We start from the raw sequence: 12,142 nt of genomic DNA on the forward strand, positions 1-12,142 counted from the left end.
CAGTCAAAGCAGACGCCTATCATCAAACCCTGACATGAGCTTCAGGAAGTTAGACTAGGTAAAACGCTGAATATCAAATTTGTTAATATTGATATCAGTGACGCTGCTAATAATTAGTCATCGGTTTTGACTATTAACTTATCGATTATGAAGTACGGGGCAGTAAAGCATTTACCCCTGATTTAATTGTTTTTATTTTTTTATCAGCTAATTGAGAATTATTTGCATTATGTCTACATCGATAAATACATTAAAAGCAGATAGTGTGGAAGAAGTCTTAAAACAGTATGGCTTACCAAAGCGATGAGTGTTTTTTAAATATTTCCGCATCTACCTTTAGGAATATGTTTCTCACAAGAGCCGCACAAAATTATATTTTTATGTGTAAAAACAGGATTTGTAAGTAGCTATGTAGATAATTTCAGCAAAACTTTAAACAACTAGGTTATTACCTGACAATTCAGGTTATGTGGAAAAGTCCACCAAAAACCTAACCCCCTAACCCCCTTCCCGATGCTCTAAGGGAGAAAATCAAAGTCTCTCTCCTTAAAGGAAGAGAGAAATAGAAGTGAGGTTTTCCAGATGACCTGAATTGTCAGGGTTATTACTAGGAGTATTTCTGATTGTAGTATCAGCTACATCGATATTGTAAGCAAGTTAATTGTCGGTAACTGTCCAAGTCGCTTTGCGTCTATATACCAGCTTTCATATCTTTGATTTTGCTAAAGAAACCAAGTTCAGAAAAGCCGAGTTTCAGTAAATGAAAATTTCTGAAATACCAAATAACAATAAAACTAGATACAAAATTAACGCGACTCATACGGAAAAATCTATCTTGACACTGTTTATCTTTATTGTGGAGAATTTATTAACCGGAAAGACCTCGATCAATCATGATGTTATAAAGTGGCTACCTAGTTTTAACTGGGAAATGAATATTGTTCTTTTTTATCTCCTTTAGCCAAGGATATTGTAGCTAAGAACACAATTGTATTTTGTAATACCTTTTGTCCATAAAATACGCTAATGAGTACAGCGAGATGAATACTTTTTTTTGTTCTGACGATTCACGGCAAATAGGAGAAGATGTTATTGGTAGCGCCACTAATTATCAAACTTATATTTTAGTTGAGTGTCCTTTACCCTGGACATCAGAAGCTTTTGATTCCAAATGGGTGCCTCAGAATTTGAGGATTTTGTTAGAGGAAGTGAAGCGTGCTAAACTACCGATCAGATTCCTCTTAATTGCTAATGATGTATCACACAAAGTAAACCACACTACGCTTTTGATTTATCAAAAACAAGAGGGGCTAAGTAATGGATATCACAAGCAAGAGTTTAAGCTAGCAAATATTGAGCAAGTAGCAGGAGTTGTCCAAAAATGGATATGGGGTATCAGTTCTAATTTTGAGGCAGAAACTAGCACAACTAGAGATATTTTAGTTTGTACCCACGGTAGCCATGATAAGTGTTGCGCGAGATATGGCGCTCCTTTTTACTTCCAGGTGACAGCGAATAATGCTGATTTGTGCTTAGATAATGTGCGAATTTGGAAATCATCGCACTTTGGTGGACATCGGTTTGCACCAACGGTCATAGATTTGCCAGAAGGAAGATACTACGGTCGTCTTGATCAAGATTCATTTAGATCGATTTTAACTCGTAGTGGCGATATTCAATGCTTACATCAAGTCTATCGAGGCTGGGGAATTCTGCCTACTGCACTTCAGGTTTTGGAAAGAGAACTAATTCTCTGTAAAGGATGGGATTGGTTTAACTACAAAGTTACAGGCAAAATTTTAGAGCAAAGTTTAGACAATAAAACTATCCTAGCTGAACTAAGTTTTGAACAACCTTCTGGTTGTCTCAACACTTACCAGGCTAAACTTGTAAAAGATGAAACCAAGACTCAACAACTCAAGAGTTCATGCAATGCTACAAGGGAGTTGGTAGTTACTAAATATGCTGTAGGTAGTCTTTGGATTACCTCTAGTAAAGTGATGAGTTATAGTAGGTAAAAGAGGAGAGTTTTTCAACGCAAAGGGACGCAAAGGGAAGCGCAGATTTTATTACGATTTTGTGCAGCGTTATACTAAATACAAGACTTGATTAATTCGTAGTGAACTAAATTTAGCAAAACTCTGCGTTACTTTGCGCTTGCCTCTGCGTTCCTCTGCGTTTAAATTCCGAATCAAGATGAAGCCATATTTAAGACTTTTCTTAATAGTATTTGGTCTTCTAATTTGGCTTTTAAACGACCATTTTCAATATCTCGAATCCAGCTTTGGCTTTTACCTGTGAGTTTTGCTAATTCTCTTTGGGAGAGATTCAAATTTTTTCGCGCTTGCAAAATCTGTTCACCTAGCAAATCGTTTGTAGCTTTGGGCTTCCTTTTGGCTTTGGCAGTTCTTGTTTTCTTTTTTTCTGATTCTGAGATTTGCTGTTCCCATTCTGGTGGGAGTTCAAAAGCCAAAATCCGCGCATTCATTAGCAGATTCCATTTACCACGGGGGCCTGTGTCTGTGAGGCGAGTTTCAGCACCACCGTCATTAGTCCAAAATTCTAATGCTTCATCTGGATCTTCGGGAAGATCAACTAATTTTGCCCACAAAGGTTGAGTTTCTGGTGGGTAGGTAACTGGATCGAAAAGTGGTTTCATTCCATAGTGATTGAGAATTTCTAAATCGCTTTCAAAAGTTCGCAGCAGACGTTTGCGTTCTTCCCGTTGTCTGGATGCAAGGGCGACTTTTTCTTCACCGTAAGCAATACGCAGTAAGGTAGGAATGGTAATACGTTGTTCTTTGCCCATTTTGGTTTTAAATAGCAACCACAGCATTAGTCGCACAGCGCCTTCATGTTGCTGCCAAATACTCATAACTGCGGTTAAGAGTGTTTTTGGGAGACTGCCATATTGATAGAATGCGGTTCGCTCTTTACACGCTTGTTTGTTTAAGAAATATTCTGCCCAAATCCCTGCTTTTACTTTAAAAGTTAGCCCAATAAGATATTTGCATCCAAGATTGTCTTCTTGAAAGTGGTGCTGAATATCTACTAAGTGCCATAAGCGGCTTCCTGTAACTGAGAATCCGTTAATTCTACCTTGTTGGGGCCAGTCAATGGAGATAATTAGGGAGCAAGCTTGCTGGACAATATTTTTCATTAAAGCTAGTTTGGCAGCTTTGCTTAAGTCTTTGCGTTTCTCCATCCCCAAATATTTCTCGATTTGTCGCTCATCGATCGCAAATTCTTGCTCCCAAGGTTGATCTAAGGCTGTAGCATAAGCTGCAAAAATTAAATGTATGCAAGCGGCTCTGATGTCAAGCCCCTCAATTGCTGCTATATCTGTGGCCTTGTCGTTCACTTTAAATGGATCTTGGATGTGAAATGCGATCGCACCCCGACCTTGATTGACTTGTCGGCTGTAACATAGATAACCCTGTTTATCAGTTTCCCAATGTAGGGATGTGCGTTGTGCTAGTACATTACAAGCTTCCCAAATTGCGATCGCTGAAGCAAATGGGTTATTCTTACCGTTAGAAAACAAGTCTAAGCTACTAGCATCTCTCGGTTCAACTTTGCATCTCCCTTTTTTCGCCTGCCAAGGAATAGGAGAATTAGTTGGACAAGCTATTACACATTGCGGTTCTGAATAATAGCCCTCACAATTATTACAAAGACCAGGATCAACCCAGTATTCATTGTCCTCTATTTTGATTGCACCCGTAGGACATTGGGGGCGGCAGTTGTCACATCCAACGCAACTGTTGTTAGGAATTGTATAAGGCATTTGGCTCTTTTCCCACTCTAATCGTTGAGATGTCTATCTCAGGTCTCCCCTGGATGAGTCCTGTTTATTCATGACTCGCTACCACATTATTTTTCTGGCGAGAATAATCTTTTCTCACCACATTTAATCCCCACATCCATATTTAACTTTCCATTAAATTGGAAGCTATTTAAAGCTTGTAAACTTAGCCAAATAAAACTTCTTATTAACTATACATTTCATGAAAAAAATGATTATTTTGTTCGTACCGAGCTTAAGCAAAAATCTTAACATTTATTTAATTACGTACTTCATGAACATTTTCGCTTTGACCATCAAACCTTATGCGAAGTCTTTTTCAGGAATATTTCAGCCTTTTACAATTGAACTTCATCTGATTTGTTAATAATTTTAATATTTAATGCATGATAATATTCTGCCATAAACTTTACAGTTCCTTTATAAATTAATTCTGTTGGTTTAGATGAAAACATAATATTTATCTTCTCACCATTTATCTAAATATTTGAATTAAACTAAATTGAAAATTGTTGCTTTCTAAAATACATATTGCATATATCAAAATGTAACTGATGAACATCTGTATTGGTATATATGTATACTGTCCACATGAAATTATTTGCCTAAACTTAAAAATATTTGAAAAAGAATATCATTACTATTGTGGAAAACCGCTATATACACATTTGGAATTATCAACCTTTTATTTATACTCTGCATGAAAATTGCTAATGGTGGGTTGCTGTCTCCAGTTATATATCAATACACTTGGGTTAAGCATTTCCTCCTTCTCCTTCTCTCTGTGTTCTCTGCGCCTCTGTGGTTCGTAAAAAAAGATTAAGTGAACCGTATTGAGTTATATATTGAGTCAGAGACTTGATGAATGCTCTGCATGGGAACGAGTAATACTAAAGATTTGTCAGAATTATTGGCAATAATTTTCATCTATAAATTTAAATCAAAAACAATCTGCAATTGTGTTCAAAGTCATCGGAACTTGATGAAATAAAAGTAAGCTTTGAATACAAAACAATCAAAGATTAGGATAATATGATGATTAATGCACAAACATATTTACAGGCAAAATAGCCGAGGATTTATTCATGGCGCAACTAACAGGATTGACATTTGGTGGTAATGCTTGGACACCAAAATTCGCTCAGGAAATCGACAAAGACAAATGTATCGGCTGTGGCAGATGCATTAAAGTATGCGGGTACAATGTGCTTGGATTGAAGGCACTCAATGAAGAAGGCGAATTTGTGGAAGATGAAGATGATGAAGAAATTGAGCGGAAAGTAATGGCAGTTACTTTTCCAGAGAATTGTATTGGTTGTCAAGCTTGTTCACGGATTTGTCCCAAGAATTGCTACACCCATGTTGTATTAAACAATTAAGGTTTTTGGAGTTAGTCAAAACTGTTGTTCATTCAAGGAGGCACTGTTTGTAATCAGCACAAATGTGCTACGCAAGGTAACTTGAGGGGAATACTAACTATTTACTGGAACTAATAAAAAGTTTACAGTAGACAAATCCGTAAATCGTAAATTGTTCACTATTAACAAATTTAAACTTGCTGCTAATATAGCCTAATCAATATTAGGACTAACAGTGCCCTCTTGGAACAACTAGCTTTTCTGAAAGCAGGGGGCTAACTTTGTCATAGGAGTTGAAATATAATTTGTAATTTTCTGGGGGAAAGATATGGAAAAAAATCTGGAAGTTTCCCCCTTTTTTAATGGCTGCACGTTAGAAAGTTAATAAGTGAAAAGGAAATGGGGAATAGGGAATGGGGAATAGATAACAATGCCCAATACTTAAACCCAGAAAAGAACACCTCTACAGACGGTTTACAAAGCAGGTAGCATATATGCAACAAATTCCTGTTTCACTATGGACTCTGGTTGCTGGGATAGTAGTTACAGCAATCAGCATTTGGATTGGTCAAAACCACACTCTGATGCCGATACAGGCATCGTTACAAGCGCCTTTGGTAGACGGTTTTTTCAACGTCATGTTTACCATTGCGATCGCACTCTTCTTAGTGGTAGAAGGAACTATTCTGATTTTTTTGGTGAAGTTTCGTCACCGTCGCGGTGATGATACCGATGGTTTACCAATAGAAGGTAACGTTCCCTTAGAAATCTTTTGGACAGCAATTCCCACAGTGATTGTCCTCGGTTTGGGCATCTACAGTGTAGATGTTTTTAACCAAATGGGGGGCTTTGAGCCTGCTGGTCATCCTCATTCAGCAGCTCATGTTGCTCATATGCCGGGGAGTGCAATTGCAGCGACATTAAGCGATACTGAAGCAACAACTGCCCCAACAATTGCCCCGACAATTGCCCCAACAATTGGCATCGGCGCGTCTCCTCAAACTCTAAACAAACCAGCCGACTTAGTGGTTGATGTCAAAGGCATACAGTACGCCTGGATATTTAATTACCCTGATAGTGGCATTACCTCTGGGGAATTGCACATTCCCGTCGGTGCTGATGTGCAACTCAACCTTTCAGCACAAGACGTAATTCACTCATTTTGGGTACCAAACTTCCGCCTGAAGCAAGATGCGCTTCCCGGTATCCCCACCGAACTACGATTTGTTGCCACCAAACCAGGTACATATCCCGTAGTTTGTGCTGAGTTGTGCGGTGGTTATCACGGTTCAATGCGGACACAGGTAATTGTCCACACACCAGAAGAATATGATAGCTGGCGGACAGAAAACCAGATTGCTCAACAACAAAACCTAAATCAAGTCGTTGCAATTAATCCAGCCGACTTATCAACATCAGAATTTCTCGCGCCCCACACCCATGATATGGGAATTAGTGCAGCAACTTTAGAGTCAGTAGTCATTGGTCATTAGTTATTGGTCATTGGTCATTGGTCATTGGTCATTGGTCATTAGTCATTAGTCATTGGTCATTAGTCATTGGTCATTGGTCATTAGTTATTGGTAACTGACAAAGGACAAAAGACAAATGACAAGGGACAAATGACAAATGACAAATGACAAAGGACAAAAAGACAAAGGATAAAAATATGACACAGGTAGAATTTCCCCGGAATACTCCACCAGAAGGAAATAAACCAGAAACTCTGGTGGCTGCCCACACCTCTCATCCGAAGGCGTGGAAATGGCAGGACTATTTTACATTTAATGTTGACCACAAAGTTATTGGTATCCAATACTTAGTGACCGCCTTTGTGTTCTATCTCATCGGTGGACTGATGGCTGTTGCTATCCGTGCCGAATTAGCAACACCAGATGCAGACTTACTCGACCCCAATCTGTATAACGCTTTCATGACTAATCACGGGACGATTATGATCTTCCTGTGGATTGTCCCTAGCGCCATTGGGGGATTTGGTAACTATTTGGTGCCGTTGATGGTCGGTGCTAGGGATATGGCTTTCCCGAAGCTGAATGCGATCGCCTTTTGGTTAAATCCACCAGCAGGTGCGCTGATTTTAGGTAGTTTCTTTTTTGGCGGTTCCCAATCTGGTTGGACAGCTTACCCACCTTTGAGTTTGGTGACAGCGCCAATCGCTCAAACTATGTGGATACTTGCCATCGTCTTAGTGGGAACTTCTTCAATTTTGGGTTCACTGAACTTTGTGATCACCATTTTGATGATGAAAGTTCCTAGCATGAAATGGGATCAAGTACCCCTATTTTGCTGGGCAATCTTGGCAACCTCCCTGCTGGCGCTTCTCTCCACACCTGTATTAGCAGCCGGTTTAATCCTGCTGTTGTTTGACCTCAACTTTGGCACCTCCTTCTTTAAACCAGATGCAGGTGGTAACGTTGTAATTTATCAACACTTATTTTGGTTTTATTCTCACCCGGCAGTATATTTAATGATTCTGCCCATCTTCGGCATCATGTCGGAGGTAATTCCAGTTCACTCTCGCAAGCCAATCTTCGGTTATAAAGCGATCGCTTATTCTAGTGTAGCGATCTGCGTTGTCGGTTTGTTCGTCTGGGTACACCATATGTTTACCAGTGGCACACCCGGTTGGATGCGGATGTTCTTCACCATCTCCACTCTCATCGTTGCAGTTCCCACTGGTGTGAAGATTTTTGCTTGGGTTGCTACCCTCTGGGGTGGTAAAATCCGCTTCACCACAGCGATGCTTTTCGCCATTGGCTTATTGTCCATGTTTGTTATGGGCGGCTTAAGTGGTGTGACAATGGGAACAGCCCCCTTTGATGTTCACGTCCACGACACCTATTATGTAGTCGGACATTTTCACTACGTTCTGTTTGGCGGTTCCGTATTTGGCATCTACGCCGGCATTTATCACTGGTTCCCCAAAATGACCGGACGAATGCTGAATGAAACCTGGGGACGTGTTCATTTTGCCCTTACCTTTATCGGCACTAATCTCACCTTTTTACCCATGCACGAATTGGGTTTAAAAGGAATGCCCCGACGAGTGGCAATGTATGACCCTCAATTTATCGACCTGAATCAAATTTGTACCTTTGGTTCATTTGTTTTGGCGATATCAGTAATTCCCTTTGCGATCAACATGATTTACAGTTGGCTGAAGGGGCCTTTGGCAGGTGATAATCCTTGGCAAGCTTTGACCTTAGAATGGACAACTAGCTCACCACCCGCAATTGAAAACTGGGAAGTATTGCCGGTTGTCACTCATGGCCCTTATGACTATGGTCATGGTCATAGTAATCAAATACAGCCATCTGCAACACCGGAAGCTAGTGTTTAGTAGAGAGGAATTGAGGGTTTGAGTTTTAACGCAAAGGGGCGCAGAGGTAAGCGCAGAGGAACGCAAAGTTTATTTGAGTCTATTTGCTACGAACTGAGGTAAAACTCTGCGTACCTTTGCGTTTACTTTGCGTACCTTTGCGTTTAAAAAAGACTTCATTCAAGTTTCCACAACAGACGCAGCGCATAATATTGTCAAAAAATCTATGACTATAGCTACAAGCGAAGATCACAGTGCAGGACACGAAGAAAATCCAGATTTAAGAGTTTGGGGACTGTTAACGTTCCTCGCCTCTGAATCCCTGATGTTTGGAGGATTTTTTGCCACCTATTTGTTTTTTCGAGGTATTACACCAGTTTGGCCTCCAGAAGGAAGTGAAGTAGAACTACTTGTACCGACGATTAACACCATTATTTTGGTGTCTAGTAGTTTCGTGATTCACTTCGGTGATACGGCGATTAAAAAGAATAATGTCAAGGGAATGCAACTATGGTATGCAATTACTGCAATCATGGGGGCAATTTTCTTAGGTGGTCAGGTTTATGAGTACTCAACATTAGGATACGGACTGACTACCAACGTCTTCGCCAACTGCTTTTATATCATGACAGGGTTCCACGGTTTGCACGTTTTTGTGGGATTGTTATTGATATTACGTGTATTGTGGCGATCGCGTCTTCCCGGTGAATATTCTGCAACCAATCATACTTTCATCGAAATGACAGAAATTTACTGGCACTTCGTAGACATTATTTGGATTGTTCTTTTCACCTTAGTGTACGTTCTCACCTTGTTTTAACAAAAGTTAGGAGTGAGGAGTGAGAAGTGAGGAGTTAAAAATTCACAACTCCCAACTCCCAACTCCTAACTCCTAACTCAATACGGTTCACAAAAGGGCTGAAACTCTTTTTTTTACGAACCACAGAGGCGCAGAGAACACAGAGAGAAAGAGAAGGAGGAAATGCTTAACCCAAGTGTATTGACTCCTAACTCCTAACTCCTAACTCCTAACTCCTAACTATCCAGGATCCCATTATGCAAACTAATACAAACAAATTCTCATGGTTCCAGGTGCCAGAGGACATTAAAAATCTATTAGTTTTAGCTGCACAAACCTGGGAAAACACATCAGAATCAGAAAAATATATTCAACAAGCTTTAGACCAAACTGGTGATAATACAGATGTCTTGGTAGCAGCGTATAGATTTTTTTATTATAAGAACAATTATTCTCTTGCATTCCAAACAACAGTCAAATTATTAGATAAAATTAAAGAACTAGAAAAATTCCCTGATGAGTGGGAGCAGCTGAAGCCGATATTAGTTAATCGTCAAGAAGACCCACAAATTCGACTGTACTTAAATGCTTATGCTGCTTCGGGATTAGTACTAGCAAAGTTGGGAGCAATCGAGGAAGCAAAAGAAATCAGTACCAGAGTCAAACAGATAGACGAAAAGAATGATTTTGGTGCCGGAATTCTGCTGGATATTTTGACACGTCCGCCAGAAGAAGATGATTAATTAGTCAGCAATCAAAAATCAAGGTGAACAATCATGAACAATTGGTTATCTACTACATCATATTCCTCTTACTCCCTATTGGGAGCAGCTAGTAATAGTAACTCTATCTTTCCTGCTATTACCATACCTACTAAAGCTCCTGTAGGTAATATTCCTAACATCTCTCCGCTTTTGATCATCAAATCTTCTCAGCTATCAATTTAAAAGTTATGAAAGGTAGGGATTGGCTGCTAACAGGGGACGGTCAGTATCAAGCCTGTAAAGCTGTGAGAGCATGGGATTTATTGCGAGAAAATTATCGCGTTTATCGGTTTTTAACTGAGGTCGAAGATGTTCTCAATAGTGTGGATGATGAAGTCAGTGGTTTGCCAGAAATTCGGATGCTCGTAAGGCGCTTGATAGTAAATTCCTACTGGGTGCGAAGTCAATATTTAGAGCCTTCGCTCAAAACGGGAACCTCTGTTTTACTCCTATACGATGAATTGGGTTTTCCCTTGACTGTGCAAACAGTAACATTTGCACCGGGAACCCGATCAACCATTCATAATCATGGGACGTGGGGAGTAGTGGCGGTGTTAAAAGGTCAGGAAAAAAATACTTTTTGGCGACGCACCCATAGCCCAGATTTTCAGGACAAAATTGAACCGACGGGAGAGGTAACTCTATTTCCAGGGGATATTATTAGCTTGACTCCCGATGCAATTCACAGTGTAGAAGCAATGGGTGATGAACCAACTGTCACTTTTAACATTTACGGCGAAACTGATCCGAATGAGAGATTTGAGTTTGACTCAGTTACTCATAAGGCTAGGAATTTTTAATTAGGAATCGTCAGGATTCATTTTAATACTGCGTAGGTTTTTAATATTTGTAGGTTGGGTTGAGCGTAGGCGAAACCCAACAAACCTCGCTCTTCGGTTGGGTTTCGTTCCTCAAACGCCACGTGCTTCAAGTCGGGAAACCCGCCCAACGCAGTGGCTCCCCAACCTACACATTTTTTATTTTTTTGCCAAAACCTGCGCAGTATTGGGATTCATTTCTTCGGTTCGTAGTTGGTGCTTTGCGCTAAAGCGCCAACTACAAACAATTGAGTAATTAGGAGGTAGTGCAATGGCAAAGGTAATTTTCTATAGCAAACCAGGCTGTAAAGGTGGTACTAAGCAAAAAGTTTTGCTCACAGCTGCCGGTCATGAGGTGATACCATACAACCTGCTAACAGAACCTTGGACAGTTGAACGGTTGCGTTCATTCTTTGGCGATCGCCCCGTAGCCCAATGGTTTAATCCTTCCGCCCCAAAGGTAAAATCTGGTGAAGTGGTTCCTGAAAAAATCGATGCCCAAAGCGCCTTGACGCTAATGTTGGAAGATCCATTGTTGATTCGCCGTCCTTTATTAGAAATAGGCGACCGCCGCGAGGTAGGATTTGATGTAGAAAAGATTGATGCTTGGATTGGCTTAAAGCCTGTGGATGAATCCTTGCGAGAAATCAGCGAAAACCTGATGAAGCAAAATTTGCAAGGCTGCTCACACGGTAATGATCATAGTCATCAACACCATAAGGAAGGTGGCTGTAACCATCATAGTGAAAAACATCAAAAGCAAGGCAACTGTAGCCATTAGATTTTTTGCAAAAGTCCCTAATACCCCACCCCCAACCCTTAAGAGCAAGGAAGGAGGGGAAACAAAGCGTAGCTTTTACAGGTGGGATTTTTATTAGTTATGGCGATTCTCAATTGCCATGCTATTTAAAAGTAACCTGCTGTAATGGCATTGTTTTGATTCACAATGCCATTGTTTTGATTCACAATGCCATTGTTTTGATTCACAATGGCATTGTTTTGATTCACAATGGCATTGTTTCGATTCACAATGCCATTGTTTCGATTCACAATGCCATTGTTTTGACTGATATCATGTCCGCATAATTAGTTATGATTCCCACAGTCATCACACCCCACCCTTTAATTCCCTCCCCGCAAGCGGGGAGGGGAGACAAAGCGTAGCTTTGGCGGGGTGGGGTTCTTCTCCGATTATTGAGTCATCTTTTAGATGACTTCAGCTATTAGCAAGGAACTTCAGTTCCTTGCGGGACTGTTA

At 40.3% G+C, this 12,142-nt stretch carries 10 protein-coding genes; 8 read left to right on the forward strand and 2 right to left on the reverse strand.

Annotated features, from left to right (window positions below):
- Window positions 1-1,040: 1,040 nt before the first annotated feature.
- Window positions 1,041-2,018: a sucrase ferredoxin gene (locus tag LC605_RS01195; protein ID WP_229545758.1), complete on the forward strand. Its 978-nt coding sequence runs from the start codon at window positions 1,041-1,043 to the stop codon at window positions 2,016-2,018.
- Between the two features lie 173 nt (window positions 2,019-2,191).
- Here LC605_RS01195 and LC605_RS01200 read toward each other — a convergent pair whose 3' ends face one another.
- Window positions 2,192-3,787: a helix-turn-helix domain-containing protein gene (locus LC605_RS01200; protein WP_229545759.1), complete on the reverse strand. Its 1,596-nt coding sequence runs from the start codon at window positions 3,785-3,787 to the stop codon at window positions 2,192-2,194.
- Window positions 3,788-4,890: 1,103 nt separating this feature from the next.
- Between LC605_RS01200 and fdxB the strand changes: the two genes are divergently transcribed.
- The 7 genes from fdxB to LC605_RS01235 all read left to right on the forward strand — a co-directional run bounded on the left by fdxB (window position 4,891) and on the right by LC605_RS01235 (window position 11,665).
- Entirely contained in the window at window positions 4,891-5,184 is a 294-nt protein-coding gene (fdxB, locus tag LC605_RS01205; RefSeq protein WP_229545760.1) for a ferredoxin III, nif-specific, read from the forward strand.
- A gap of 473 nt (window positions 5,185-5,657) precedes the next feature.
- Complete coding sequence (locus LC605_RS01210; RefSeq protein WP_229545761.1) at window positions 5,658-6,656, forward strand: cytochrome c oxidase subunit II; 999 nt, start codon at window positions 5,658-5,660, stop codon at window positions 6,654-6,656.
- Window positions 6,657-6,832: 176 nt separating this feature from the next.
- Window positions 6,833-8,524 (forward strand): cytochrome c oxidase subunit I, encoded by a 1,692-nt coding sequence (gene ctaD, locus LC605_RS01215; protein ID WP_229545811.1) that lies wholly within the window; start codon window positions 6,833-6,835, stop codon window positions 8,522-8,524.
- A gap of 205 nt (window positions 8,525-8,729) precedes the next feature.
- On the forward strand, window positions 8,730-9,323 hold the full coding sequence (locus tag LC605_RS01220) for a heme-copper oxidase subunit III (RefSeq protein ID WP_229545762.1): 594 nt from the start codon (window positions 8,730-8,732) through the stop codon (window positions 9,321-9,323).
- Window positions 9,324-9,559: 236 nt separating this feature from the next.
- Window positions 9,560-10,045, forward strand: coding sequence for a hypothetical protein (locus tag LC605_RS01225; protein ID WP_229545763.1), 486 nt, complete (start codon window positions 9,560-9,562; stop codon window positions 10,043-10,045).
- 209 nt (window positions 10,046-10,254) lie between these two features.
- A complete protein-coding gene (locus LC605_RS01230) occupies window positions 10,255-10,866 on the forward strand; it encodes a cupin (RefSeq protein ID WP_229545764.1) in 612 nt (203 codons plus the stop codon).
- A gap of 289 nt (window positions 10,867-11,155) precedes the next feature.
- Entirely contained in the window at window positions 11,156-11,665 is a 510-nt protein-coding gene (locus LC605_RS01235; RefSeq protein ID WP_229545765.1) for an ArsC/Spx/MgsR family protein, read from the forward strand.
- A 125-nt stretch (window positions 11,666-11,790) separates the two neighbouring features.
- Here LC605_RS01235 and LC605_RS01240 read toward each other — a convergent pair whose 3' ends face one another.
- Complete coding sequence (locus tag LC605_RS01240) at window positions 11,791-11,934, reverse strand: hypothetical protein (RefSeq protein ID WP_229545766.1); 144 nt, start codon at window positions 11,932-11,934, stop codon at window positions 11,791-11,793.
- Window positions 11,935-12,142: the final 208 nt, after the last annotated feature.

The sequence above is a fragment of the Nostoc sp. CHAB 5836 genome (assembly GCF_020829445.1).
Taxonomy (GTDB): Bacteria; Cyanobacteriota; Cyanobacteriia; order Cyanobacteriales; family Nostocaceae; genus Nostoc.